Source organism: Saccharopolyspora indica (genome assembly GCF_027853965.1).
Taxonomy (GTDB): Bacteria; Actinomycetota; Actinomycetes; order Mycobacteriales; family Pseudonocardiaceae; genus Saccharopolyspora; species Saccharopolyspora indica.
This window is the reverse complement of record NZ_JAQGLB010000010.1, coordinates 13,480-38,232: the sequence shown is the minus strand read 5'-3', so window position 1 is coordinate 38,232 and position 24,753 is coordinate 13,480. Positions and strand designations below refer to the sequence as shown.

General features: G+C 70.8%; 25 protein-coding genes. 12 read left to right on the top strand and 13 right to left on the bottom strand.

Features of this window, described 5'->3' with window-relative positions:
• The first annotated feature begins 14 nt into the window (after positions 1–14).
• Entirely contained in the window at positions 15–1,295 is a 1,281-nt protein-coding gene (glyA, locus tag OU416_RS21860; RefSeq protein WP_270928872.1) for a serine hydroxymethyltransferase, read from the top strand.
• A 352-nt stretch (positions 1,296–1,647) separates the two neighbouring features.
• Complete coding sequence (locus tag OU416_RS21855) at positions 1,648–3,030, top strand: amino acid permease (RefSeq protein WP_270928871.1); 1,383 nt, start codon at positions 1,648–1,650, stop codon at positions 3,028–3,030.
• Between the two features lie 77 nt (positions 3,031–3,107).
• On the opposite strand, the gene OU416_RS21850 is transcribed toward OU416_RS21855, so the two are convergent.
• On the bottom strand, positions 3,108–3,761 hold the full coding sequence (locus OU416_RS21850; RefSeq protein ID WP_270928870.1) for a response regulator: 654 nt from the start codon (positions 3,759–3,761) through the stop codon (positions 3,108–3,110).
• Positions 3,752–4,879, bottom strand: coding sequence for a sensor histidine kinase (locus tag OU416_RS21845; protein ID WP_270928869.1), 1,128 nt, complete (start codon positions 4,877–4,879; stop codon positions 3,752–3,754). Before OU416_RS21845 ends, OU416_RS21850 begins: the two co-directional genes overlap by 10 nt.
• A 113-nt stretch (positions 4,880–4,992) precedes the next feature.
• On the opposite strand from OU416_RS21845, the gene OU416_RS21840 reads away from it, so the two are divergent.
• Together OU416_RS21840 and OU416_RS21835 are read left to right on the top strand one after the other, a co-directional pair.
• Complete coding sequence (locus tag OU416_RS21840; protein WP_270928868.1) at positions 4,993–5,772, top strand: metallophosphoesterase family protein; 780 nt, start codon at positions 4,993–4,995, stop codon at positions 5,770–5,772.
• Between the two features lie 105 nt (positions 5,773–5,877).
• Positions 5,878–6,522: a DedA family protein gene (locus OU416_RS21835; protein WP_270928867.1), complete on the top strand. Its 645-nt coding sequence runs from the start codon at positions 5,878–5,880 to the stop codon at positions 6,520–6,522.
• Between the two features lie 41 nt (positions 6,523–6,563).
• Here the strand turns inward: OU416_RS21835 and OU416_RS21830 are convergent, their stop codons facing one another.
• Both OU416_RS21830 and OU416_RS21825 read right to left on the bottom strand, forming a co-directional pair.
• On the bottom strand, positions 6,564–7,703 hold the full coding sequence (locus tag OU416_RS21830) for an aromatic ring-hydroxylating oxygenase subunit alpha (protein WP_270928866.1): 1,140 nt from the start codon (positions 7,701–7,703) through the stop codon (positions 6,564–6,566).
• Between the two features lie 41 nt (positions 7,704–7,744).
• Positions 7,745–10,168: a GcvT family protein gene (locus OU416_RS21825; RefSeq protein WP_270928865.1), complete on the bottom strand. Its 2,424-nt coding sequence runs from the start codon at positions 10,166–10,168 to the stop codon at positions 7,745–7,747.
• Between the two features lie 245 nt (positions 10,169–10,413).
• On the opposite strand from OU416_RS21825, the gene OU416_RS21820 reads away from it, so the two are divergent.
• The 3 genes from OU416_RS21820 to OU416_RS21810 all read left to right on the top strand — a co-directional run bounded on the left by OU416_RS21820 (position 10,414) and on the right by OU416_RS21810 (position 12,409).
• Positions 10,414–10,728, top strand: a complete 315-nt coding sequence (locus OU416_RS21820; RefSeq protein ID WP_270928864.1) for a bifunctional 3-phenylpropionate/cinnamic acid dioxygenase ferredoxin subunit — start codon at positions 10,414–10,416, stop codon at positions 10,726–10,728.
• Positions 10,725–11,864 (top strand): NAD(P)/FAD-dependent oxidoreductase, encoded by a 1,140-nt coding sequence (locus OU416_RS21815; RefSeq protein WP_270928863.1) that lies wholly within the window; start codon positions 10,725–10,727, stop codon positions 11,862–11,864. Before OU416_RS21820 ends, OU416_RS21815 begins: the two co-directional genes overlap by 4 nt.
• A 269-nt stretch (positions 11,865–12,133) precedes the next feature.
• Positions 12,134–12,409, top strand: a complete 276-nt coding sequence (locus tag OU416_RS21810; RefSeq protein WP_270928862.1) for a DUF6191 domain-containing protein — start codon at positions 12,134–12,136, stop codon at positions 12,407–12,409.
• 3 nt (positions 12,410–12,412) lie between these two features.
• On the opposite strand, the gene OU416_RS21805 is transcribed toward OU416_RS21810, so the two are convergent.
• The 3 genes from OU416_RS21805 to OU416_RS21795 form a co-directional block, all read right to left on the bottom strand.
• Positions 12,413–13,072, bottom strand: a complete 660-nt coding sequence (locus tag OU416_RS21805; RefSeq protein WP_270928861.1) for a DedA family protein — start codon at positions 13,070–13,072, stop codon at positions 12,413–12,415.
• 228 nt (positions 13,073–13,300) lie between these two features.
• Positions 13,301–14,875, bottom strand: a complete 1,575-nt coding sequence (dacB, locus tag OU416_RS21800; protein WP_270928860.1) for a D-alanyl-D-alanine carboxypeptidase/D-alanyl-D-alanine endopeptidase — start codon at positions 14,873–14,875, stop codon at positions 13,301–13,303.
• Positions 14,876–15,111: 236 nt separating this feature from the next.
• The gene (locus OU416_RS21795) at positions 15,112–15,726 is read right to left on the bottom strand and encodes a LysE family translocator (protein ID WP_270928859.1); all 615 of its coding nucleotides are present in this window, start codon (positions 15,724–15,726) and stop codon (positions 15,112–15,114) included.
• A 91-nt stretch (positions 15,727–15,817) separates the two neighbouring features.
• Between OU416_RS21795 and OU416_RS21790 the strand changes: the two genes are divergently transcribed.
• Positions 15,818–16,321, top strand: a complete 504-nt coding sequence (locus OU416_RS21790) for an Lrp/AsnC family transcriptional regulator (protein ID WP_270928858.1) — start codon at positions 15,818–15,820, stop codon at positions 16,319–16,321.
• A gap of 186 nt (positions 16,322–16,507) precedes the next feature.
• Positions 16,508–17,572 carry a 5,10-methylene-tetrahydrofolate dehydrogenase gene (locus OU416_RS21785; RefSeq protein ID WP_270928857.1) on the top strand — a complete coding sequence of 355 codons (1,065 nt, stop codon included), beginning with the start codon at positions 16,508–16,510 and terminating at the stop codon, positions 17,570–17,572.
• Here OU416_RS21785 and tesB read toward each other — a convergent pair.
• Both tesB and pyk read right to left on the bottom strand, forming a co-directional pair.
• The gene (tesB, locus tag OU416_RS21780; protein WP_270928856.1) at positions 17,569–18,507 is read right to left on the bottom strand and encodes an acyl-CoA thioesterase II; all 939 of its coding nucleotides are present in this window, start codon (positions 18,505–18,507) and stop codon (positions 17,569–17,571) included. The genes OU416_RS21785 and tesB overlap by 4 nt on opposite strands.
• Positions 18,508–18,578: 71 nt before the next feature.
• On the bottom strand, positions 18,579–20,000 hold the full coding sequence (gene pyk, locus OU416_RS21775; RefSeq protein ID WP_093345193.1) for a pyruvate kinase: 1,422 nt from the start codon (positions 19,998–20,000) through the stop codon (positions 18,579–18,581).
• A 75-nt stretch (positions 20,001–20,075) separates the two neighbouring features.
• Here pyk and OU416_RS21770 point away from each other — a divergent pair, with 75 nt between their 5' ends.
• Complete coding sequence (locus OU416_RS21770) at positions 20,076–20,438, top strand: VanZ family protein (RefSeq protein ID WP_270928855.1); 363 nt, start codon at positions 20,076–20,078, stop codon at positions 20,436–20,438.
• On the opposite strand, the gene OU416_RS21765 is transcribed toward OU416_RS21770, so the two are convergent.
• On the bottom strand, positions 20,416–21,081 hold the full coding sequence (locus tag OU416_RS21765; RefSeq protein WP_270928854.1) for a DUF2461 domain-containing protein: 666 nt from the start codon (positions 21,079–21,081) through the stop codon (positions 20,416–20,418). The two genes, OU416_RS21770 and OU416_RS21765, sit on opposite strands and share 23 nt — an antisense overlap.
• A gap of 74 nt (positions 21,082–21,155) precedes the next feature.
• Positions 21,156–21,608 (bottom strand): GNAT family N-acetyltransferase, encoded by a 453-nt coding sequence (locus OU416_RS21760; protein ID WP_270928853.1) that lies wholly within the window; start codon positions 21,606–21,608, stop codon positions 21,156–21,158.
• Between the two features lie 186 nt (positions 21,609–21,794).
• Here OU416_RS21760 and OU416_RS21755 point away from each other — a divergent pair, with 186 nt between their 5' ends.
• Positions 21,795–22,484, top strand: a complete 690-nt coding sequence (locus OU416_RS21755; protein ID WP_270928852.1) for an MmpS family transport accessory protein — start codon at positions 21,795–21,797, stop codon at positions 22,482–22,484.
• Positions 22,485–22,535: 51 nt separating this feature from the next.
• Here OU416_RS21755 and OU416_RS21750 read toward each other — a convergent pair whose 3' ends face one another.
• Both OU416_RS21750 and OU416_RS21745 read right to left on the bottom strand, forming a co-directional pair.
• Positions 22,536–22,751: a hypothetical protein gene (locus OU416_RS21750; RefSeq protein WP_270928851.1), complete on the bottom strand. Its 216-nt coding sequence runs from the start codon at positions 22,749–22,751 to the stop codon at positions 22,536–22,538.
• A 90-nt stretch (positions 22,752–22,841) separates the two neighbouring features.
• Positions 22,842–23,945: a Gfo/Idh/MocA family protein gene (locus tag OU416_RS21745; RefSeq protein WP_270928850.1), complete on the bottom strand. Its 1,104-nt coding sequence runs from the start codon at positions 23,943–23,945 to the stop codon at positions 22,842–22,844.
• 116 nt (positions 23,946–24,061) lie between these two features.
• On the opposite strand from OU416_RS21745, the gene OU416_RS21740 reads away from it, so the two are divergent.
• The gene (locus OU416_RS21740) at positions 24,062–24,658 is read left to right on the top strand and encodes a TetR/AcrR family transcriptional regulator (RefSeq protein ID WP_270928849.1); all 597 of its coding nucleotides are present in this window, start codon (positions 24,062–24,064) and stop codon (positions 24,656–24,658) included.
• The last annotated feature ends 95 nt before the right edge of the window (positions 24,659–24,753 follow it).

Genomic DNA, 24,753 nt, shown 5'->3' with positions numbered 1-24,753 from the left:
GGAGGCAAACAGCAATGTCGACACCGGACCTGTTCAACGGCAACTTGGCCGCGGTGGACCCAGAGGTGGCGGCGGCGGTCGGCGCCGAGCTCAACCGTCAGCAGACCACGCTCGAGATGATCGCCTCGGAGAACTTCGCGCCGCAGGCGGTGCTCGAGGCGCAGGGCTCGGTGCTGACCAACAAGTACGCCGAGGGCTACCCGGGCCGCCGCTACTACGGCGGCTGCGAGCACGTCGACGTCGTCGAGCGGCTGGCCATCGAGCGGATCAAGGAGCTCTTCGGGGCCTCCTACGCCAACGTGCAGCCGCACTCCGGCGCGCAGGCCAACGCGGCGGCGATGTTCGCGCTGCTGAAGCCGGGCGACACCATCATGGGCCTGGACCTGGCGCACGGCGGCCACCTGACCCACGGCATGCGGATCAACTTCTCCGGCAAGCTCTACAACGTGGTGCCCTACCACGTGCGCGAGGACGACCACCGCGTCGACATGGACGAGGTCGCCCGGCTGGCGCGGGAGAACAAGCCGCAGCTGATCATCGCGGGCTGGTCGGCCTACCCGCGGCAGCTGGACTTCAAGCGGTTCCGGGAGATCGCCGACGAGGTCGGCGCCAAGCTGATGGTCGACATGGCGCACTTCGCCGGCCTGGTGGCCGCGGGCCTGCACCCGAACCCGGTGCCGCACGCCCACGTCGTCACCACCACCACGCACAAGACCCTGGGCGGTCCGCGCGGTGGCGTGATCCTGTCCTCCGACGAGGAGTTCACCAAGAAGTTCAACTCCGCGGTGTTCCCCGGCCAGCAGGGCGGTCCGCTGGAGCACGTGATCGCCGGCAAGGCGGTCGCGTTCAAGGTCGCCGCTGGCGAGGAGTTCAAGGACCGGCAGCGCCGCACCGTCGAGGGCGCGCAGGTGCTGGCCGAGCGGCTGCTGGCCGAGGACGCCAAGGCGGCCGGGGTGCAGCTGGTCTCCGGCGGCACCGACGTGCACCTGGTGCTGGTCGACCTGCGCAACTCGGAGCTGGACGGCCAGCAGGCGGAGGACCGGCTGCACGAGATCGGCATCACGGTCAACCGCAACGCGGTGCCGAACGACCCGCGGCCGCCGATGGTGACCTCCGGGCTGCGCATCGGCACCCCGGCGCTGGCCACCCGCGGCTTCGGCAAGGCCGAGTTCACCGAGGTCGCCGACGTGATCGCCGAGGCGCTCAAGCCGGGCTTCGACGAGACCACCAGCGCCAAGCTGCGGGCCCGCGTCGAGGCGCTGGCCGCCAAGCACCCGCTGTACCCGAACCTCTGACGGTTCAGCAGTTCCACGGCCGGTGCGCGCAAATCCGTTTGCGCGCACCGGCCTTTTCGTGGTGAGATCTGAGTCACTCGATCGCGGCATTCGGACGCGATAGAACGTCAATTTGTTTCACAATTCGCAATTCGCACCAGAACTACCGCCGTGCACCATTTTCCCCTTTCGTCGGGCGTTGTCGCACGGCGGAGGAAAAGGCTCGATCTCAACTCCCCCCAATCTCTTGCCAGCACCGCCCTGATGCCGGAGTATCTCCGCAGTTCCAGCGAAACACGCTGACGGACAACGCGTTGCGGGCCGTGCGGTTGCACACCGAGAACCCGGCCCCGTTCTGGAGGAGTCCACTTCGATGAGCCAACCAGCGACCGAGGAGTACCGGAAGGATCTGAGCACCCGGCACATCAACATGATCGCGATCGGCGGAGCGATCGGTGTCGGTTTGTTCCTCGGCTCCGGAAAGGCCCTGCACCAGATCGGCACCGGCCTGATCCTGATCTACGCGATCGCCGGTGTGATGATCTTCTTCGTCATGCGGGCCCTCGGCGAACTGCTGATGTACCGCCCGGTGAGCGGCTCCTTCGCCGAGTACGCCGGTGAGTTCATCGGCCCGTGGGCGCGGTTCGCGGTCGGCTGGGGTTACTGGCTGGTGTGGATCGTGACCGGCATGGCCGAGATCACCGCGGTGGGCAAGTACTTCCAGTTCTGGTTCCCGCAGGTCCCGCAGTGGATCCCGGCGCTGGGTGCGCTGGTCGTGCTCAGCGGCGTGAACCTGATCGCGGTGAAGCTGTTCGGCGAGTTCGAGTTCTGGTTCGCGCTGATCAAGGTGATCGCCATCATCGGGCTGATCGTGCTGGCCGCGGCGATCCTGGTCTTCGGGTTCAGCGACCTCGGGCCGACGGCCTCGCTGAGCAACATCTGGGCCCACGGCGGGCTGTTCCCCAACGGCGGCGCGCAAGCCCTGATGGCCTTCCAGATCGTCATGTTCGCCTTCATCGGCGTGGAGATGGTCGGGCAGACCGCCAGCGAGAGCGCCAACCCGCAGAAGGTGCTGCCGCGAGCCATCAACGCCGTGATGTGGCGGATCCTGATCTTCTACGTCGGTGCGCTGGTCGCGCTCACCGCGCTGGTGCCGTGGTTCCAGTTCCCCGCCGACAGCAGCCCGTTCGTGCACGCCTTCACCCTGATCGGCATCCCAGCGGCGGCCGGTGTGATCAACTTCGTGGTGACCACGGCAGCCCTGTCCTCCTGCAACAGCGGCATCTACTCCACCGGCCGCATGCTGCGCACGCTGTCCGAGGAGGGGCAGGCCCCGCGCGCGGCCAGCCGGCTCAGCGGCCGCGGCGTGCCCGCCCGGGCGATCGCCGTGACGTTCTGCGCGATGTTCATCGGCGTCGTGCTCAACTACTTCGTGCCGGAAGAGGCGTTCACCTACATCACCAGCGCCAGCACGGCCGGCGCCATCTTCACCTGGGCGATGATCCTGATCGCCCACCTCGGCTACCGCCGCAAGATCGCCCGCGGCGAGATCCAGGCCGGTCCCTTCCGGATGCCGCTGGCCCCGTACTCCAACTACGTGGTGCTGGCCTTCCTCGCGATGGTCGCCGTCCTGCTGGCCTTCGACGCCGAAACCCGCATCGCCCTCTACATCACCCCGGTCCTGGCCATCGCCATCGCCATCGGCTACGCGGCATCGCGCAAGCGCCAGCGGGAAGGCGCTCCCACCCGCAGCTGACCCACCCGACCGGGTGATGAGCGAAGGGCACCTTTCACCAAGCAACTTGGCGAGAGGTGCCCTTCACCTCGAAGAGATCACCGAACGCTGCCGGACTCCAGGTAGTGCAGGACGGCGAGGACGCGGCGGCTGTAGCCGGTGGCCCGGGGCAGGTCGAGCTTGTCGAAGATCGCGTTCGCGTGCTTCTCCACCGCGCTCTGCGAGATGTGCAGCCCGGCCGCGATGCCCGCGTTGGTGCGGCCTTGGGCCATCTGGTCGAGCACGTCGCGCTCGCGCGGCGTCAGCGCCGCCAGCGGATCGCGGTCACCGGTCGACAGCAGGCGGCGGACCACCTCCGGGTCGAAGGCCACGCCGCCACCGGCCACGCGCTGGAGGGCCTCCAGGAATTCGTCGACCTGCACCACGCGGTCCTTGAGCAGGTACCCGACGCGGGCCGAATCACCGGTGAGCAGGTCGACGGCGTAGCGCTTCTCCACGTACTGCGAGAGCACCAGCACGCCGACCTCGGGGAACCGGCGGCGGATCTCCAGCGCGGCGCGCAGGCCGTCGTCGGTGTGCGTGGGCGGCATCCGCACGTCGACCACCGCGACGTCGGGCCGGTGCCGGTCCGCTTCGGCCAGCAGGCTCGGGGCGTCGCCGACCGCGGCGAGGACCTCGTGGCCCTCCTCGGCCAGCAGGCGCGCCAGACCTTCCCGGAGCAGCGTGGCGTCGTCGGCCAGGATCACTCGCACGGCAACTCCGCGGTGATCACCGTCGGCCCGCCGACCGGACTGTCCACTGTGAACCTCCCATCGAGCGCGGCGACCCGCCGCGCCAAGCCGGAGAGCCCGGCACCGTCGGCGACGGCGCCACCGGCACCGTCGTCGGAGATCTCGACCACCAGCCACCGCGCTTCCCGTCGCACCCGGATGGAGACGATACGCGCGCCGGCGTGCTTGGCCGCGTTGGTCACCGCCTCCGAAACCACGAAGTACGCCACTGCTTCGACCTCGATCTCCGGCCGCGAGTCCACCGCGTAGTCCAGCTCCACGCGCATCCCGGCGCGCTCCGCCAGCGCCTCCAGCGCGGGGTGCAGGCCGCCCGCGTCCAGCGCCGCCGGGTACACCCGCCACGCGACGTCGCGGAAGTCGCGGAGCACTTCCTGGGATTCCTGGTGCGCCTGCGCCAGCAGCTCCGCCGTCCGGTCGGCGTCGCCCGCGCGCCGGGCCCGGCCGAGCAGCAGCCCGAGCGCCACCAGTCGCTGCTGGACGCCGTCGTGGAGGTCGCGTTCGATGCGGCGGCGCTCCTCGCGGATCGCGGCGACGACGTCGGCTCGCGTCACCGCGAGCTCCTCCACCCGGCGTTGCAACCGCTCGGTCGGGTCCGGCTCCAGGAACCGCCGCGCCAACGCCCGGTCGAGCGCCGCGACGCCGAAGAGCCCGGCCAGCGCCAGGTATCCCATCACCGCGCAGAAGACGATCAGGTAGACCGTGAGCCAGGACTTCTCGTCGGCAGACCTGCCTTCCAGCGGATCCGTCGAGGTCCACAGCTCGTAGAACTCCCTGGCGGCACCGAGCCCGCCGTAGCACAGCAGGGCCAGCACGATCCCGCCGAGCAATCCGACCAGACCGCGCAGCGCGAGGTACCGCAGCGCCCGCGCCCCCTCCGGCCGCCCGGCGTGCGAACTGCCCGAGTACCGCGCAAGACGTCGGCGTTCGAGCTCGACCAGCGCACCAGCACCGCGGAACACCGCCGGTCGTGCCCGGCGCCAGGGCAGCACCACGGCCGAGCACACCACGTACCCGAGTTCGAGGATCGCTGTGCCCGCGCCGAGCGCCAAGCCGAGCAGATCCCACAGCCACCGCCGCATGCCCGAAGCCTAAGGACGAGGAAGACCTGCGGTTTTCCGCACCCCGGGTGTCCGGAAAACCGGTCGCCACCAGCTGACCGGTTCGCGTAGCCTCCACAGCGGAGGCAACGATCGTGCGACGTGAGAACAGCAGTCCCGCGCGGATCCTCGTCGTCGGTGATGTGCACGGTGAGTTCGAGCTGCTCGCGAAGTGGTCGGAGGCCGTTCGCGCGTCGCACGGCCCGCTCGACGCGATCCTCGCCGTCGGCGACGTCGAGCCGAACCGCGACGAGGCGGACGCGGCGGGGGTGCGCAGTCCGGCGAAGTACCGGAAACTGGGCGATTTCCCCTTCCTCGTCGAAGGTCTGCTCGACCTGGGTGCTCCGCTGCACTTCATCGGCGGCAACCACGAGCCATGGCCCGCGCTCGACGCGGCCGGGCCCGGCCGGTGGACCGAGGGCGTGCACTTCCTCGGCCGGTCGGGTGCCGCCGAGGTCGCCGGGCTGCGGGTGGCGTTCCTGTCCGGCATCTACTCGGCGAAGATCACCGACGTGCCGAAGGCGCGCCGGGAAACCGTGCGGGACCGCGTCTACTACACGGCGGAGGAAGTGCGCAGCACCGGCCGGGCGCGCCGACCGGTCGACGTCCTGCTCACCCACGACTGGCCCGCCGGGATCGCCGAAGCGCACCGGGGCCACCCGGTGGGACGTCCGGAACTGCGCGAGCTGTGCGAGCGGGTCCGCCCGAAGTGGCACTTCTGCGGGCACATGCACCACCGCCACCAGGCGCGCATCGGTGCCACCGACGTCGTGTGCCTCGGCCACATCTCCGACGGGCCGGATGCCCTGGCCCTCATCGAACGGCGGCCGGACGGGGAGCTGGTGCTCGTCGAGCGCGTCGACGCGCGCATCTGAGCCGCGAGGTGCGGTTTTCCGCAGCCGGATTTCTGCGCGATGCCGCAGCGAAGTCGCCGGTGAACCGCATTCCGCCCGGCAGCGCGGATTTCTAGCGTTCTGGGCATGAACTTCCTCGCACAGCCCGAAACCGCGACCGGCGGACTCGTCGGGTGGGTCACCGATCTCATGGAGGCCATCGGCGGCCCCGGCGCCGGACTGGCGGTGGCGCTGGAGAACCTGTTCCCGCCGATCCCCAGCGAGGTGATCCTGCCGCTGGCCGGGTTCGCCGCGGCCCAGGGCTCGATGAGCCTGCTCGGCGCCATCCTGTGGACCACGCTCGGTTCGGTGGTCGGCGCCGTGGTGCTGTACTACCTCGGCGCGTGGCTCGGCCGGGAGCGGACCCGCGCGATCGCGGTCCGGTTACCGCTGGTCAAGGTGGCCGACGTCGACCGCACCGAGGCGTGGTTCGCCCGGCACGGCACCAAGGCGGTGTTCCTCGGCCGGATGGTGCCGATCTTCCGCAGCTTCATCTCGCTGCCCGCCGGGGTGGAGCGGATGCCGCTGCTGCCGTTCCTGGTGCTGACCGCGCTCGGCAGCCTGATCTGGAACACCGCGCTGGTGCTGGCCGGTTACCTCCTCGGCCGCAGCTGGTGGCTGGTGGAGTCCTACATCGGGATCTTCCAGAAGGTCGTGATCGTCGCGGTGCTGGTCGCGGTCGTCTGGTTCGTCGCGACCCGCATCCGCCGCCTCCGCCGCGCCCGCGCCTGACCAGATGCCCGGTGAAGGGCACCTTTTAGCAACCTACTTGCCTAAAGGTGCCCTTCACCGGGGAGACCGAGAGCGGTCCGGACCCAGGCGTGGAACTCGGCGATGTGGTGTTCCGAGGGCACCAGGACTCCGCCGGCGGCGTAGGCGCGGGAGCTCATCGCCGGCTGGCAGCGCTCGCAGGCCTCGAAGTCCTGCTCGTTGACCCGGTGGAACAGCTCCACCGAGCGGGAGACGTCGTGGCCCGCGTCGAGCACCTCCGGTGCGTACAGCCAGTCGCACTCCACCAGCGTCCGGTCCACCGCCAGCGGGAACATCCGGTGCACGATCACGTGGTCGGGCACCAGGTTCAGGAACACCTGCGGGCGGATCGTGATCGCGTAGTAGCGGCGGTCCTGGTCGTCACCGATCCCGGCCAGCCTGCCGAAACCGCCGGTTCCGTCCACTGTGAACCCGTCCACGTCGGGCCCGAACTCCGCGCCGTGCCCGACGTAGTACTGGGCCGCGTAGCCGTCGGCGAACTCGGGCAGCACCTCGGTCAGCTCGGGGTGGATGGTCGCGCAGTGGTAGCACTCCATGAAGTTCTCGACGATCAGCTTCCAGTTGGCGCGCACGTCGTAGCCGATGCGGCGGCCCAGCGCCAGGCCGTCGACGCCGTAGCCGTCGATCACCTCGGCGCCGCCGAGCCGCGCGGTCACCGCGCCGACCACCTGCTCCTCGAACGGCGGCGGCTCCTCGGCCAGGCACACCCAGGCGTAGCCGAGCCATTCGCGCAGCGCGACCGGCACCAGACCGTGCTCGGCGCGGTCGACGTCGGGCATCGAGGTGAGGTTCGGCGCGGCGATCAGCTTGCCGTCGGTGCCGTAGGTCCAGGCGTGGTAGGGGCACTGGAAGCTGCGCTTGACCTGCCCCGATTCGGCCGTGCACAGCCGAGCGCCGCGGTGTCGGCAGATGTTCAGGAACGCCCGCAGCCCGCCGTCCCCGCCGCGCGCGACGAGCACGCTCTCGCGTCCTACTTGGACGGTGCGGAACCGCCCCGGCTCGGCCAGGTCGGCCGCGCGCACCGCGCAGAACCAGGTGGTGTGGAAGATCCGCTCCTGCTCCAGCCCGAACAGCTCGGGGTCGGTGTAGTGGTGTCCGGGCAGCGTGGCGATGAGACTGGCCTGCTGATCGGTCGTCGTCATGCGTCCCTCCAGAACCGCGATTTCCATTGAAGTTGCGCGGCTCAGCTGCGCAGCCGCTTCATCTCCGGGTCGAACAGGGGCTCTTCGGCGACGACGGCGGGCAGGCGCTCGCCGAAGTACTCGACCTCCGCGCGGGTGCCGGGCACGGCCAGTGCGCGCGGCAACCAGGCGTAGGCGATGCTCGCGCCGACGGTGTAGCCGTAAGCCGCGCTCGTGACGTACCCGACCGGGCTCCCACCTGCGTGGACCGGCTCGGAACCCATCACCACCGCCTCGCGGTCGTCCAGCAGCAGCGGGCACAGCCGGCGTTCGTCCGCTCGTTCCGCGAGCGCTGCCCGCCCCAAGAAGTCCTTGTTCGTGCGGACGGCGAAGCCGAGCCCGGCTTCGTGCGGGCCGTGCTCGGCGGTCATGTCCGCGCCCCACGAGCGGTAGCCCTTCTCCAGCCGCAGGCTGTTGAAGGCGCTGCGCCCGGCGGCGATCACCCCGAGCCGCTGCCCGGCCCCCCACAGCACGTCCCAGAGCCGCCGCCCCTGGTCCGCGGTGGTGTAGAGCTCCCAGCCGAGTTCACCCACGTAGGACAGCCGCATCGCGGTCACCGCGACACCGCCGACGTAGGCGCGCTTGTTCCGGAAGAACCCGAAGGCCTCGTGCGAGAAGTCGGTCCCGGTCAGCGGCTGCACGAGTTCCCGCGCGAGCGGCCCCCACACGCCGATGCAGCAGGTCCCGGCCGTGATGTCGCGGACCTGCACGTCGGGCGGCGCGTGCCTGCGCAGCCACTCCAGGTCCAGGTTCCCGTTGGCGCCGACCTGGAAGCGGTGCTCGGACAGCCGCGCCACCGTCAGGTCGCTGCGCACTCCCCCGGCCTCGTCGAGCGACAGGGTGTAGGTGACCGATCCCGGTTTCTTCGCCAGGTTGTTGGTGGTCAGCCACTGCAGGAAGGCCAGCGCACCCGGCCCGGAGACCTCCAGGCGCTTGAGCGGCGTCATGTCGTACAGCGCCACGCGCTTGCGGGTGACCAGTGCTTCCGCCCCGGCGATCGGGGACCAGAACCGGGACGCCCAGTCGCCGCGCGGCGGGACTTCGGCGACCTCCGGCAGCTCTGCGTTCGCCGCGTACCAGTGCGGCCGCTCCCAGCCCGCGGCTTCGAGGAACACCGCGCCGAGTTCGCGCTGGCGCTCGTGGAACGGGCTGGTCCGCAGCGGCCGCGGCTCCCGGCCGGGCTCCAGCGGGTGCACGATGTCGTAGACCTCGACGAAGCTCCGGCAGCTGCGCGCCAGCACGTATTCCGGGCTGCGCTGGGCGGTTTCGAACCGGTTGAGCTCGCACGAGTGCAGCGATTCGGCGGGCTGCCCGTCGACCAGCCACTGCGCCATCGCCCGCGCCACGCCCGCCGAGTGCGTGATCCACACCGCCTCCGCGACCCAGAACCCGCGCAGGTCCGGGTGTTCGCCGAGCAGCGGCATCCCGTCCGGGGTGAACGAGAACAGGCCGTTGATGCCCTCCGCCACCTCCGTGCCGGCCAGCTCCGGCAGCAGCGAGCGGGCCTCGTCCCAAGCGGGCTGGAAGTCCTCCGCGGTGAACGGTTCGATCGAGGGCATCACCGCCGAGCCCGGTTCGCGGATCGCCGCGGGATCCAGCGGCATCGGCCGGTGCCCGTAGTAGCCGATGCCGATCCGGTCGACGTGCTCGCGGAAGTACAGGTCGCCGTCCTGGTGCCGCAGGATGGGCAGCCCGGCCTCGGTCCGCGCGTCGTTGCGGCCGGACAGCGCGGCCAGCGGCCCGGTCCTGGCGTACTGGTGCGCCATCGGCACCAGCGGAACGTCGAGGTCGACCAGTGCGCCGATCAGCGGGCCCCACATCCCGGCGCAGGAGATCACCACGTCGGCGGCGAAGCGGTCCCGCTCGGTCACCACCGCGGTGACCCGGCCGCCATCGCGCTCGACCGAGACGACCTGCTGCCCGGCCAGGAACCGGGCACCGCGGGCGCTCGCGCGGTGGGCCTGCGCTTCGGCGGCGCGGACCGGTTTGGCCAGGCCGTCGGTGGGGATGTGCAGCCCGCCGCGGATGCGCGCCGGATCCAGCAGCGGGTGCAGCTCGGCGCACTCGTCGGGACCGCGCAGGTGGCTCTCCACACCGGCCGAGGTCAGCCAGCCGTGCCGCCGCTTGATCTCGTCCCACCGCTGCGGCGATCCGGCGACTTCGAGACCGCCGAGCGGCCGGAAGCACCACTCCCCCTCGAGGTTCCGGTACTTCTCCGCGGTGTAGGCGGCGAACCGGGTCATGGTCCGGCACGGGTTGGCCTGGAACACCAGTCCCGGTGCGTGCGAGGTGGAGCCGCCGGTGGCGAACAGCGGCCCGCGGTCGAGGACGGTGACGTCGGTCCAGCCGCGTTCGGTGAGCTCATCGGCGATGGCGCAACCGACGATTCCGGCTCCGATGACGACCACGCGGGGCTGGGTGCCCATGGGTGCCTCCAGGGCTCGAAGCAGTGGGAGGTTGTTGCGCTATGCGCGCCAAGTTCCGATACGAGCAACACGGTCACCGACGCTCCCGGTCGCCGTCAAGTGCGCGAGCCACGTTTTCCCGCCGCGTAACACGGATGGACGTCATGGACGACGAAACGGCAGAACCCCCTTGACGCGCCCCTGATCCGAGCCGCACATTGTTGCGCATCGCACTCCGTGTTCTGGATAGCGCAACGGAGGTCCTGATGTTCGAAGCCTGCCCGATGTCCGACCTGCCGCCCGGCGAATCCGTCCGCGTCGAGGCGCACGTGCCGATCGCGGTGTTCAACGTCGACGGCGAGCTGTTCGCGATCGACGACACCTGCACCCACCAGGACGCCTCGCTGGCGGAGGGCTGGGTGGAGGACTGCCGGGTCGAGTGCCCGCTGCACGCGGCGGCGTTCGACCTGCGCACCGGGCTTCCGTGCGGCCTGCCCGCCAAGCGCCCGGTGCGGACCTACCCGGTGCGGGTCGCCGACGGCGTGGTCTACGTCGAGACCGAAGCGGCGGAAGTCGCATGAGGACGGTCGCGATCGTCGGCGCCGCCCTGGCCGGCTGGCGGGCGGCGCAGGAACTGCGCGCGCAGGGCTTCGACGGCCGGATCGAGCTGATCGGTGCGGAACCGCACCTGCCCTACGACCGGCCGCCGCTGTCGAAGGCGTTCTTGGCCGGTGAGCTGACCACGAGCGATCTCGCGCTGGCCGACGAGGCCGAGATCGCCGCGGTCGAGGCCACCTGGCACCTGGGGCGGCGCGCTGTCGCGCTGGTTCCCGGCGAGCGGTCGGTCACTCTCGACGACGGCACCAGCTGTCGGGCGGACGGCGTCGTGATCGCAACCGGCGCGAGCCCGAGAACGTTGTTCGACCTGCCGGGCGTGCACACCCTCCGCACCATCGACGACGCCGCCGAGCTGCGCGCGGCGCTGCGACCGGGCGTTCGGGTGGTGGTCGTCGGCGCCGGTTTCGTGGGCGCCGAAGTCGCCTCGACCTGCCACGCGCTCGGCATCGACGTCACGGTGGTGGAGGCGCTGGAAGTGCCGCTCGCGCAGGTCATCGGCCCTGAACTGGGCGCGGTGTGCGCGGCGCTGCACACCGATCACGGCGTGCAGCTGTGCTGCGGAACCGGAGTCGAGCGGCTGCACGGGACGCATCGCGTCACAGCCGTGGAACTCGCCGACGGCGCGGTGATCCCGGCGGACGTCGTCGTGGTCGGGATCGGCGCCCGCCCGAACACCGACTGGCTGCACGGCTCAGGCCTGGAGCTGGCCAACGGCGTCTCGTGCGATGCCGGAGGCGTGACCGGCCTGCGCACCGTGGTGGCGGTGGGCGACGTGGCCCGCTACCGCGGGCAGCGCTTCGAGCACTGGACCACGGCGCTGGAACAACCGGCCACCGCGATCCGGAACCTGCTGGCCGGGCGCACCGCGGTCGGCTTCGACGCGGTGCCGTACTTCTGGTCGGAGCAGTACGGGGTGCGGATCCAGTTCGCCGGGCGGGCCCGCCCGGACGACCAGGTGGAGATCGTCGACGGCTCGCCGGACGACCGCCGGTTCGTGGCGACCTTCCACCGCGGCGGAGAACCGACCGGCGTGCTGGCCATGAACAGCCCGAAGCTGTTCACCAGGCACCGCAAGCGGCTGACCGCGTTGTGCGTCTGAAAACGCTGTCGGCGTAGCCGTCCGCGCTTGTGCAAGCGGCGTCAGCCGCTTTGAGTACGTACGCAGCTCGCACCGCTGCGGGTACGGTGGCCCGCCACTGGGTGGCTCCCTGGGCGAGGACGGCCCCTCCGCCGTGTATCGGACATACATCAGGAGGGGCACCCGCAGTCCAGGGAAGCACTCAGGTTCCGCCACCCGCACCGCCACGCAGACCGGCCACCAACAAGCTCTGAGGGAACCCTGGTCAGCAGCGGATCGTTGGGAAGCACGTGGAGACCGCGCTGATGCTGGGCATTCCCGGCATGACGTTGCTGCTGGTCGCGGTCGGCGGCTACGAGATCGTGCAGAAGCGGCGCGGGAAGCGCTCCGGAACGCCGCTGGCCGGGACCTACGTCGACGAGGTCACGGCCCTGTTCTACGGCACCAAGCGGATGGAGCTGGAGCACCGCGATTCGACGTCGATGCTGCGCGACGAGGAGGGCGACGGCGCGCCCGGAGTCGACCTGGACGGCCGGAAGATCGTCCTGCGCCGCGAAGACCTCTGACGCTCAGGCCGCGACGTCCTTCGCGGGTTCCTCCGCGGCGGCCTCGGGCTGCTTGGTCCCGCGACGGCGGCGCAGCAGCCAGATCGACACGCCGATCACGACCACCGCGGCCATCAAGATCCAGCTCGTCCGCCCCAGCGCGTCCTCGATGTACTTCGCGGAAGCCCCGGCCAGCCAGCCGATGCTCACGTGCGTCGCGGACCAGGCGATCGCCCCGATCAGCGAGGACACCGCGAACTTCGGGTAGGACATCCCGCTGGTCCCGGCCGCCGCGGGCATCAGCGTGCGCACCACCGGCAGGAAGCGGCCCACCAGCACCGCACCGATCCCCCACTTGCGCAGCAGCTGCCCGGCCCGGTCCCAGTGCTGCTGGCCGAGCTTGCGCACCACCTTGGTCTCGCGCATCTTCAGCCGGTAGCGGCGGCCCAGCCAGAACCCGATGTTGTCGCCGACCGTCGCGCACACCGCGACCACACCGGCCAGCACGAAGAAGAAGCCCAGATCGGTGACCGCGGCGGAGGCGATCAGCAGCCCGCTCTCGCCCGGCACCAGGAAACCCAGGCCGATGGTGCACTCGCCGAGCACGAGCGCCCCGGTCACCAACACCAGCAGCGGCTTCGGCAGACTTCCGACAGCTGCCAGAACGTCACTGATGAAGGTCACGGGACGAGCTCCTAGGCATGGGACTTCGACGACTCCCATCACGCTACCGGCGTAACGGTGCCGGAGTCCCGGCAATACCCCTTAGACAACCCTGAGACTGGACTCACACCTTCGACTAGGTGTAGCGCCACTACCTGTGCAAACGCCGCAACCGCACGAGGACTCGGACCGCTGCGGATCCCCCTTTCCCGGAACGGGGAATGCCGCTGCGGAAACGTCCACCGCAATTCAGCAGGCCTTCACCCAGGAGCACTCCAGCGCACCTTCGTCGACCTCGGTGGCCGGATCGTCGCGCTGGATCCGCGGCACCTGCGTGCGGCCGCGCGGCTGGTCCTCCGCGCCGCGGTACTCGGCCAGCCGGACGGCGATCGCGTCCTCCAGGTCCTTCGGCGAATCGGACACGAAGTCGTTGAACACCACCGAGAACACCAGCTCGCGGCCACCGGCCGTGGTGACGTAGCCGGACAGCGAGGTCACACCGGTCAGCGACCCGGTCTTGGCCCGCACGTTGTTCGCCGCCGCCGTCCCGGCCATCCGGTTGCGCAGCGTGCCGCCGACCATGCGGTCCGCGACGCCGGCCACCGGCAGCGAGTCGTACCAGGCCCGGAACCAGGGACGCTGCCGGGCGTTGTCCAGCAGCACGGTCAGCTGCTCCGGCGTCACGTTGTCCATCGTGGACAGACCGGAGCCGTCGACCAGGCGCAGCACCTCCGGCGACAGCCCGAGCTCGCCCAGCCGCTCGGTCAGCACCGCCAGACCCGCGGCCCAGCTCCCCTCGCCGCGAACCTCCCGCCCCATCGCCTTGACCAGCACTTCGGCGTGCCCGTTGTTGCTCAGCTTCATGAACGGCACGAGCAGCTCGCGCAGCGGGATCGACTCCCGCTCGGCCAGCACCCTGGCACCTTCCGGCGCCGCCCCCTCCCCCGCGTCGCGCACCTGCACCCCGTGCGCGGCGAGAGCGCGAGCGAAGAGATCGGCGGCGTAGGCGGACGGGTCCGGCACCGTGGTGAAGTCCTCGACCGGCTCCGCGCCCGCGGGCACCGTTCCGCTCACCACCACGCGCGATCCGCCGTGGTCGCGCTGCACCAGCACGTCCGGTTCATCGCCCTCGGCGGAGGTGGTCGTCCGGTTGTCGATCCGCACGACGTCGGTCTCCGGGTCCAGCCGCACCTCGGCGGGCGCGCCCTCGACGGTCGGGCTGACGCGCACGATCGCGGTCCCGGCGTCGAAGTCGGTGTTGGGCGCCGCGGTCAGCGCCGAGACCGGCGCGGCGTAGTAGTACGGCTCGTCGTCCCAAGCCCACCCGGTGCCCAGCGGCACGTCGTCGAACCAGGTGTCGTCGGTGCGCAGTCCGCCCTGAACGACGCGGACACCGGCTGCCGCGACCTGCTCCGCCAGCCGGTCGTAGTCGGCGGCGAGCAACGTCGGATCGCCGGTCCCGCGCAGGTGGAGATCACCGAGCAGGACCGGGCCGACCTGCTGAGCACCGGTGAGCACCTCGGTGCGGAACCGGTAGTCCGGGCCGAGCGCCTCCATCGCGGCGGCCGAGGTGAGCAGCTTCGCGTTGGACGCCGGAGTCGCCCGCGCCGCGGCCTGCCTGCTGTAGAGCACCTCGTCGGTGGCCGGATCGCGCACCACCACACCCGCGTGCGAACCGGCGAGCCGAGGATCGGCGAGGATCTCGTCGAGATCGACGCGCAGCGCGTCCGGCCCGGTCGGAGCAGCCCCGGACGGCGCCACGAAGGCGAACGGAACCCCCACGGCGACGACCAACCCGAAGGCCACACCCCAACGTCGACGCATCGCGCAGCTCCCTCACCTCGCCCGACCAGATCATGCAGCGTAAGCAGATCAACACGGACGGTCAACGAAACCCGCGCCCCCAACGGAAAACCCGCCCGCCGAACACCCGAACCGCCGAACCCGATCCGCCGACCAGCCGCCCGCCGCACCACCGGCGTGCCGGGTGCCGGACACGCCGACGGGGCCACGACTTCCGTGGAAATCGTGGCCCCGTCAGGGCGGAACTCCGTCGCGCGTCAGGCCACCGCGATGGAGGTGGCCATGGCCAGGAGGGCGCCGCCGCAGCAGCGCTCGAAGACCTTGCGGCGGCGCGGGTCGGCCAGCAGCGCCGCCAGCCAGCGCACCGACGGGACCACGATCAGCCACCACGCCGCGAAGCCGCTCACCGCGACCGCGCTGAGCAGGGCTGCCTGCGTCATCGGGTCGGCGGCCGGATCCATCGCCTGCGGCAGCAGCGTCAGGAAGGTCAGCATGACCTTGGGGTTGAGCACGTCGGTCAGCAGACCGCGCAGGAAGACCGCCCGACCCGAGGCGGGAACCTCCACCGCGCCGGGTTCCGCGGTCGCGGCGGCGCCGGCCTTGCGCAGGATCTGGAAGCCCATCCAGGCCAGGTAGGCGACACCGATCGCCTTCACCACGAGCAGCGCCGCCGGAACGGCCACCACCAGCGCCGAGAGCCCCAGCGTGGCAGCCGTCGCGTGCACCAGCAGTCCGCAGGTCGATCCGGCCGCCGCCAGCCAGCCCCACCTCGCCCCGGTCGCCGCGTTGCGGGTGACCAGCACGAAATCGGGCCCGGGTACGACGACGATCACCAGCAGCGCCAGCAGGAACGGCCCCCAGGCGATGTGCACGACTCCTCCTTCGAAAGAAGTGGTTGGGAAGTACCGGTATTTTCGGCTTCCCGTTCGCCGTCCCACCACCGTCGCCGTAGCATCTTCGGATATGCAGGATTCCGTAGAACTGGATTCGGTTGACTGGCAGATCCTGGAGGAGTTGCAGAACGATGCGACGCTGCCGAACCGGGTGCTCGCCGAACGGGTCGGGCTGGCCGCTTCCAGCTGCCTGCAACGGGTCCGCCGCCTGCGGGAACAGGGTGTGATCACGGGGTCGCACATCGACGTCAACCCGGCCGCGACCGGGCTGGCGCTGGAGGCGATCGTGGCGATCAACGTCCGCCCGCACACCCGGCAGGTGGTCGACCAGTTCCGCGAGTTCGTGATGAAGCAGCCGGAGACCCGCTCGCTGCTGCACGTCAGCGGTCAGGCCGACTTCCTGCTGCACATCGCGGTGGCCGACACCAAGCACATGCAGGGCTTCCTGGTGGACAAGATCGCCTCCCGCACGGAGGTCCGCCACTTCACCAGCTCGATCGTCCTGGAACAGCTGCACACCAAGGCCTTGACACCGCCCCGCCACCTCCGCCCCAAGCGCCGCCGCCGCAGCTGAGCACCCACCAGAACTGTCACAGGCTCCGTTTCCGCTGGTCAGGACCCGTGAGCGGTTTGAGGGGTCATAGCCCCACAAAACACTCACGGGCCGTCACCAGCGGAAACGGAGCCGATTAAGCCGCTTGGTTGCGCCGTCGGCCGGATGCCCCCACGGTGGGCAGGATCGTCGCCGGTTGGGAGGGCCGTGCCGTTGGCGGAGCAGGCCGATCACGTGCTGGGGCTGGTCACCGACCCCGACATGCCCACGCAGGTCGGGCGGCGCACCGCCGAGCGGGTCACCGGCTGGCTCGGCCACCGAACCGGGCACCGCTGGACGATCGACGTGCGCTGCGATCCGCTCACCGCGGGCCACGACACCAGCGAAGACCTCCTCGACGCCGTCGACCGGCACCGCGAGGAGCAGAACTGGGACTTCGCGATCTGCCTGACCGACCTGCCGCTGCTGCTGGCGAAGGGCCCGCTGCTGGCCGACGTCAGCACGCGGCGCCGGGTCGCGCTCGTGTCGCTCCCCGCGCTCGGCGCGATCCGGACCTACCACCGCACCTACCGGCTGCTGACGCGGCTGCTGGACGACCTGCTGCCGGACGGCGGCGACCCACCGGGGCGGCTGGGCCCGGTCAACCGCGCGCGCCACGACGGCCCGGTCGACGTCCGGTACACCACCACGCGGCTGCGGGGCTGGCTGCGCCTGGTGTCCGGGATGGTCCGGGCGAACCGGCCGTGGCAGCTGGTCTGGGGACTGTCCAGCGCGTTGGCGGCAGCGCTGGCCGCCGCCGGGTTCGGCCTGTTCACCTCGACGGTCTGGCAGCTCGGCGACGTGCTGAGCCCGCTGCGCGCGCTGACCACGACGGTCTTCGCGCTCGCGCTGATGACGGTGTGGCTGATCGCCGCGCACGGCCTGTGGGAACGGGTGGGCCGCCGCGCGGTCCGGGACCGGCGACTGGCGCTGCTCTACAACGCCTCGACGATCACCACGCTGTCGTCCGGCGTCGCCTGCCTCTACGCCGTGGTCTACCTGGTGAGCCTCACCGGCGCGCTGAGCCTGATCGACGAGGGCGTCCTCGCCCGCACGCTCGGCCACTCAGCGGACTGGCCCGCATACGCGCGGCTGGCGTGGATGGTCGCCTCGATGGCGCTCATCGCCGGCGCCCTCGGGTCGAGCCTGGAAACCGACGCCGCCGTCCGGCAAGCGGCCTACGGCTACCGCGAGGAGCAGCGCCGCGCCCAGCACGCCGAATCGGACGACTAGTCGCCGACGCGGAGCAGGCCCTCTTGGACGACGGTGGCGACGAGCTGGCCGTCGCGGGAGAAGAACCGGCCGGTGGCCAGGCCGCGGGCGCCGGAGGCGCTCGGCGAGGCGCAGTCGTAGAGCAGCCACTCGTCGGCGCGGAACCGGCGGTGGAACCACATCGCGTGGTCCAGGCTCGCGCCGCTGACGTTGTCCAGGCCCCAGTACACGCCGTGCCGGGCGAGCACCGCGTCCAGCAGGGTCATGTCGGAGGCGAACGCCGCGGTGCACACGTGCAGCAGGTCGTCGTCCGGCAGCACGCCGTCCGCGCGCATCCACACCTGGCTGCGGGCTTCGCGCGGGCCGTTCTCCCGGCTCACCCACGGCGGGTCGGTCACGTAGCGCACGTCGATCGGGCGGGGCTGCGCGCGCCCGAGCGTGTCGATCAGCGAACCCACCTGCTCGCCGAAGGTCGGCAGCGACTCGGGGTCCGGAACCTCCGGCATCGGCTCGGCGTGGTCGATACCGGCCTCTTCCACCTGGAACGACGCCGACAGCGAGAAGATCGCCTTGCCGTGCTGCACCGCCACCACCCGGCGGGTGGTGAACGAGCGGCCGTCGCGGGTGCGGTCGACCTCGTAGACGATCGGGACGCTCGGATCGCCGGGCCGGATGAAGTAGGCGTGCAGCGAGTGCACCTGCCGCTCCGGCGGCACCGTGCGACCGGCCGCGACCAGCGCCTGCCCGGCGACCTGCCCGCCGAACACGCGCACCGGCGAGGACGCGGGGCTGACACCGCGGAAGATGTTCTCCTCGATGCGCTCCAGGTCCAGCAGGGCCACCAGGCTGTCCAGCACCGGCTGGCCGTGCGGCATGCCGTTGACGTCCAGCGGGACGTCGTCCCGCAAGCGGGTTCCCGCCGGGTCTGCGGCGGCGGCTCGGGCCGCTTCGGTCACAGCGCGCTCCTCAGGTCGTACACCGGACGGCCGGACGGGAGCGCCGGGTGGCTCCCGTCCGAGAAAGCGGATCAGACGTGGTCTTCCTCGCCCAACCGGTGCACGCGGATGAGGTTGGTGGAACCGACCGTGCCGGGCGGCGAACCCGCCACGACGACGACCATGTCGCCCCGCTGCGAGCGGCCCAGCGACAGCATCGCCTGGTCCACCTGCCGCACCATCTGGTCCGTGGTGTCGACCTTAGGCACCAGGAACGTCTCAGTCCCCCAAGTGAGAGCCAGCTGACTCCGCACCGACTCCTCCGGGGTGAACGCCAGCAGCGGCAGCCTGGTGTGCAACCGGGCCAACCGGCGCACGGTGTCGCCGGACTGCGTGAAGGCCACCAGGGCCTTGGCGTTGAGGCGCTCGCCGATGTCGCGCGCCGCGTAGGAGATCACGCCGCGCTTGGTGCGCGGGACGTGGCTCAGCGGCGGCGGCGCGGTGGATCCGGCCTCGACCGCTTCGACGATGCGAGCCATCGTCTGCACGGTCTCCACCGGGTAGCGGCCGACGCTGGTCTCCCCGGAGAGCATCACCGCGTCGGTGCCGTCGAGCACCGCGTTGGCGACGTCGGAGGTCTCCGCGCGCGTCGGACGCGAATTGTTGATCATGGAGTCGAGCATCTGGGTGGCGACGATGACCGGCTTGGCGTTCTCACGCGCGATCCGGATCGCCTTCTTCTGCACCAGCGGCACGTGCTCCAACGGGAGTTCGACGCCGAGGTCGCCGCGGGCGACCATGACGCCGTCGAAGGCCAGCACGATGGCCTCCAGGTTGTCCACCGCTTCCGGCTTCTCCAGCTTGGCGATCACCGGAACGCGGCGCCCGACGCGGTCCATCACCTGGTGCACCAGGTCGATGTCGGCCGGACTGCGGACGAAGGACAGCGCGATGAAGTCCACGCCGAGCTCCAGCGCGAACTCCAGGTCCTCGATGTCCTTCTCGGACAGTGCGGGCACCGAAACGTCCATGCCCGGCAGCGAGATTCCCTTGTTGTCCGAGACCGGACCGCCTTCGGTCACCTCGCACACGACGTCGTTGTCCTCGACGCCGGTCACGACCAGCCCCACCTTGCCGTCGTCGACCAGCAACCGGTCGCCGCTCTTGGCATCGTTGGCGAGGCCCTTGTAAGTGGTGGACACCCTGTCGTGGGTGCCCTGGACGTCGTCCACAGTGATGCGCACGATGTCGCCGGTCCGCCACTCGACCGGCCCGGCAGCGAACTTGCCGAGTCGGATCTTCGGTCCCTGCAGGTCGCCGAGAATGCCCACGGCACGGCCGGATTCCTTGGCCGCGGCCCGGACCATCTCGTAGACCCGCTGGTGATCGGCGTGGCTGCCGTGGCTGAAGTTCAGCCTGGCGACGTCCATTCCGCTGCTGACGAGCTCTGCCATCTTCTCCGGTGAGGCAGTGGCAGGGCCCATGGTACAAACGATCTTGGCTCGTCGACTCACATCATGCCAGCGTAGTCTGTTGACCGGCGTGCGCAGCACGCGCCATGCCCGGCGCCAGGCCCAGCGGGGAGATCGTTGCTGGATCATTACAGAACGCAGCTCACCCGGATACCGTTCGGGGTCGCGGTGCTGGCGAGCCTGCTCATCCTGTTCATGCCCGCCTCGGGAGTGCCGAGCGCGCCGCCCGGCACCGACAAGGTGGTGCACTTCGCCCTGTTCGCGGCCCTGGCCGCCACCGGCCGGTTCGCCGGTTTCCCGACGGCGAAGCTGCTGGCGGCGCTGGTCGGCTACGCGGCGGTGTCGGAGGCCCTGCAGGGCGTGCTGCCGATCGGCCGCAGCTGCGAGCTCGCCGACGGCCTGGTGGACGTCGCGGGCGCGCTGACCGGTTGGGCGGTCGTGGCGCTGCTGCGGAAGATCAGCGGCGCTTCTTCTCGCTGACGCCGACGTGGTCGGCGCACCACTGGTTGAGCTCCCGCACGTCCGCCCAGGCCCGCCGGACCCGGTCCAGACAACTGCGCTCGTGCAGCGCGTCGTCGGGCTCCCAGCGCCGACAGGCGTAGAGCGTCCGGCGCCGGAGCAGGTCCAGCCGCGGGTGATCGGCGGCGAACCCGCGCGGGCGGCTCTTGAGCACCTCGCCGGTGATCTCCCACCCGGCCGCCGCCAGCGCGTCGAGCAACCGCCGCAGCTGCTCGCCGTGGATCTCGGTGTCGACCGCGGTGCGGAACCGGGCGAGCTGGTCGGACTCGGTGTGGAAGCACCCGCCCGCGACGAGCATCCCGGCGGCCCCGACCTCGACGTAGTAGGCCCCGCCGCCGCGCCCCTGCTCGATCACGGCCCCGCAGTGCGTCTTGTACGGCGACTTGTCGTGGCTGAACCGCACGTCCCGGTGCGGCCGGAACACCTTCCCGGTTCCGAACCCCGGCCCGAACTCGGGCTCCAGCTCACCGATCAACGCCTCCATGGGAGCCCGCACGTGCTCCCGGTAGAGAGCCAGGTTGTCGCTCCAGAAGGCCTTCGAGTTGTCGGCCTCCAACCCGTCGAAGAACTCGACGGCCCCATCCCCAAAACCCTCGAACCGCACCCGGCAAGCCTATTCCAGCGGTCGGAGCAGGCCGATCAGGATGGGGGCCGCGTTGATCGCGCAGTCGTGCGAAATCAGGTGACGATGCGGCGGTAGACCTGCCGGGAGCCGCCTTCCGGCCCGGGTTCGGCGGGCTCGGCGGGGGTGAAGCCGTGGCGTTCGTAGAAGACGCGCGCGCCGCTGCTCACCGCACCCGGGTGGTCGGGCCCGAAGGTGATCACCTCGACCGGCCCCGGACCGAACCGGCGCAGCGCATCCGCCAGCAGCGCACGCCCGACTCCGCTCCCCCGCGCCTGCCCGTCGACGACGAGCCAGTGGACGTGGTGCACCGGCGGCCCGGCGCCGAACAGCATCGCGCCGACGACCTCCGAGGTCACCGCGACCAGCGCCGCGGACCGGTGGACGTGCTCGCGCACGGCGCGGTGAAAACCGGGATCGGCGACCATCGGCCCGAACCACTGCTCGACCTGCCCGGCCAACCGGAGGAAGTCCGGGAAGTCCCGCTCCTGCGCGACGCGGATGATCACCCCGGCAGTCTGCCAGCTCGGCTCAGCCCAGCCGTTCTCGTGATCCAGCCCACCTGCCGCACGCGGCGATTAGTCCGGAAGAGCGAAGTTCGCAAGGACCGTCCCCGCTGACCGACATGCGAGTGGAAGCCTCCGCTGGACGGAAGACCTCCACGTGCGAGTCCAGGAAGGAACGTACGAACCCACATGTCGCAGATGGTCGATCCCACCATGCCCCCGGCACCCCCGGCACAGCCGCGGAACGGGCTCGGAACCGCTGGTTTCGTGCTCGGCCTGGTCGGCCTGCTCTTCTCATTCGTCCCGTTCGTCGGGATCATCGCCTGGCCGCTGGTGATCCTCGGGTTGATCTTCAGCATCATCGGCATCATCCGCGCCCGCAAGGGTGCCGCCACCAACAAGGGGCTGGCGATCGCCGGTACGGCGCTGTCCGCGGTCGGGCTCGTGGTCTGCATCATCTGGATGGCCGCGGTCGGTTCCGCGGCGTACGACTACAACCGCGAGATGCAGCGGCTCGACGAACAGCTCGACCAGGGCCAGCCGCCTGCACTCCCGCCCGCGGGTGCGAATCCTCCCGACGCCGAAGCCGAAACGCGAACCGTGCTGTACGAGGTGACCGGCTCGGGCGAGGCCCTCAACATCACCTACACCACCGATGGCTTGGCCAGCACCGAACAACAGCAGAACGCGAAGCTCCCCTTCAGCAAGGAGATCGCCCTTCCCCGCGAGGCGTTCCAGATCTTCTCGGTGTCGGCGCAGAACGCCGGCAGCGGCACGATCACGTGCCGGATCACGGTCGACGGGAAGGTCATCAAGGAGGCCAGCAGCAACGGCCAGTACAGCGTCGTGATGTGCAACGGAGACGTCAAGGACTGGTGAGCGATGGTCGACCGCGCTCTGCTGCGGAGCGCGGTCGACCGGCCGCCGGGACTAGGCGGTGCGGCCTGGCAGGGCGGTTCGCCACAGGTCCACCTCGGGTACGCGCTCCAGCGCCCAGCCGGGCGCGCCGTCCACCTCGACGTCGGGTTCCGGGAACGGGTGCTCTGAGGTCGCCGGGTACTGGCTGAGCCACTTCGACACGTCGCGCCGGGGCACGCCGAGCTGCCGCGCGAGACCCGATACGCCCAGGTAGTGCCGGGCGGTCATGACTCCCACCAGTGCATCTGGACCCCCGGTGACCGAACGGGGCCATTGTCCTGCGGCGGCGAGGACGGCACCACCGCGGCCGGCCCCGGCTCAGCTCAGCCGCTGGCGCTCTCCCGTCTCCGCGGAAGCGCGGATGGCGTCCAGGACGCGGTGCAGGCGCAGGGCCCTGGCGAAGTCGGGCGCGGTTTGCTCACCGGTGCGCAAGCCTTCGGCGATCTGGACGTAGGTCGCCGCGACGTTGCGCGCTTCCTCTGGGACCGCTCGCGCCGGAGGCAGCTCGACGAGATCCCACGGGCTTCCGGGTTCGCTCGGGCGGCGCAGTTCGAGATCGCTCATCTGGATCTGGGTGGCGCGCGGCTCCTGCGCGCTGCTGGAGGCGATCGCCAGGCTCCCCTCGGTGCCGACGATCTCCACCAGCACTCGCGGGTCAGCGGCTTCGGCGTCGCGGACGGTGGCCGACAGCACCGCACCCGACGCCGACCGGGCGGTCAGCACGAGGTGGTCGGGGCTGTCCACGGGCACTTCCTCGCCCGTTTCGGCCACGACCTGGTGCGGGTGCTGCAACGACAGGCCCGCGGTGAGCTCGGCGATGTCGCCGATCAGGTGGTCCAGCACCGACAGGACGTGCCCGCCGTGGACTTCCAGCAGCCCCGCGGCGTTGGCCGACTGCAGCGTGTAGGCCGCCCACGCCGGTACCTGGCCCGATGCGCCCTTCCCCCGCGCGCTGTGCACGGTTGCCGAGGTGATGCGCCCCAGGTCTCCCCGGTCGATCAGCTCTTTCGCCCGCACGACCGCCGGGGCGCGCAGCGCCTGGAGACCGATCACGTTGTGCACCGAGGCCTGCCGCGCACCTTCGACCAGAACCTCGGCCTCCTCCGTGGTGCGCGCCAGCGGCCACTCGCAGTAGACGTGCTTGCCCGCGGCGAGCGCGACCTGGACCAGCTCCAGGTGCTGAGGCACGCGCACCGCCACGACGACCAGGTCGACGTCCGGGTGATCGGCCAGCTGCCGCGCATCGGTGAAGGCGTGCGCGGCGCCGAACTCCGCCGCCGCGCGCTCGGCGCTCTCCCGGCGGGTGGTGGCCACCGCGGTCAGCTCGTACTGGTCGAGGGAGCGCAGCGCCGGGACGTGCGCGCGCACCGCCCATCCCCGTTCCGGGTTGGCCCCGACGATCCCGACCTTGATCCTGCCCACGACGCCTCCGAACCGGACTCGCTGAGTCCGTTTTTCTCCGACAAAAACGGACTCCACAGGTCCGCTTATGCGCGAGTCTAACCGGACTTGCGAAGTCCGGTTGCTAGGGTGAGCCGGTGAGCGCGGTGGAGAAGCTGCTCGGCGAGACGGCGCGGGCGGACGCCCAGCGCAACGTGCGGCGCCTCGTGGCCGCGGCCCGCGAGGCCGTCGCCGAGGTCGGCGTCGAGGTGACGGCGCACGAGATCGCCCGCCGGGCCGGGGTCGGCATCGGCACCTTCTACCGGCGGCTGCCCTCCCGCGAAGCCCTGCTGCAGGCGGTCGTCGAGGACACCGTCTACGAGATCGTCGAGCTGGCCAGGGACGCGCTGCGCGATCCCGACCCGTGGCACGGGTTCTGCACCTTCGCGGCCGACTTCGTGCAGCTGCGCGCCATGAGCTGCGGCATCAACGAAGCGCTCGGCACCGACTGCGCTCTGCCCCTGGACACCCCGCTGGAGCAGTTGCGGGAGCAGATCAGACTGCTCGTCGAGCGCTGCCAGGAGTCCGGCGCCATGCGCGACGACGTGGCCTGGCAGGACGTTCCGTTCGTGCTGACCTCGGTGATGACCGGCGATCGCACCATCGGGCTGACCGCCGCCGACGACCAGTGGCGGCGGAACCTGCGCGTCGTGCTCGCCGGGCTGCGAGCCCAGCAGGTTCACACGTCCGAGTGAAGTCGATCGCGGTGCCGCGTGACGTCCCGGCTGCGCGCTGTTCCACTCACCACACTTCTGGGTGACGAGGCGTGCGCTGGGACAAGATCGCAGGT

Excerpts from the sequence above, each read along its gene's own strand:
- glyA (WP_270928872.1), top strand. The coding sequence starts at position 15 with ATGTCGACACCGGACCTGTTCAACGGCAACTTGGCCGCGGTGGACCCA.
- OU416_RS21855 (WP_270928871.1), top strand. The coding sequence starts at position 1,648 with ATGAGCCAACCAGCGACCGAGGAGTACCGGAAGGATCTGAGCACCCGG.
- OU416_RS21845 (WP_270928869.1), bottom strand. The coding sequence starts at position 4,879 with ATGCGGCGGTGGCTGTGGGATCTGCTCGGCTTGGCGCTCGGCGCGGGC.
- OU416_RS21835 (WP_270928867.1), top strand. The coding sequence starts at position 5,878 with ATGAACTTCCTCGCACAGCCCGAAACCGCGACCGGCGGACTCGTCGGG.
- OU416_RS21830 (WP_270928866.1), bottom strand. The coding sequence starts at position 7,703 with ATGACGACGACCGATCAGCAGGCCAGTCTCATCGCCACGCTGCCCGGA.
- OU416_RS21825 (WP_270928865.1), bottom strand. The coding sequence starts at position 10,168 with ATGGGCACCCAGCCCCGCGTGGTCGTCATCGGAGCCGGAATCGTCGGT.
- OU416_RS21820 (WP_270928864.1), top strand. The coding sequence starts at position 10,414 with ATGTTCGAAGCCTGCCCGATGTCCGACCTGCCGCCCGGCGAATCCGTC.
- OU416_RS21815 (WP_270928863.1), top strand. The coding sequence starts at position 10,725 with ATGAGGACGGTCGCGATCGTCGGCGCCGCCCTGGCCGGCTGGCGGGCG.
- dacB (WP_270928860.1), bottom strand. The coding sequence starts at position 14,875 with ATGCGTCGACGTTGGGGTGTGGCCTTCGGGTTGGTCGTCGCCGTGGGG.
- OU416_RS21790 (WP_270928858.1), top strand. The coding sequence starts at position 15,818 with ATGCAGGATTCCGTAGAACTGGATTCGGTTGACTGGCAGATCCTGGAG.
- OU416_RS21755 (WP_270928852.1), top strand. The coding sequence starts at position 21,795 with ATGTCGCAGATGGTCGATCCCACCATGCCCCCGGCACCCCCGGCACAG.
- OU416_RS21750 (WP_270928851.1), bottom strand. The coding sequence starts at position 22,751 with ATGACCGCCCGGCACTACCTGGGCGTATCGGGTCTCGCGCGGCAGCTC.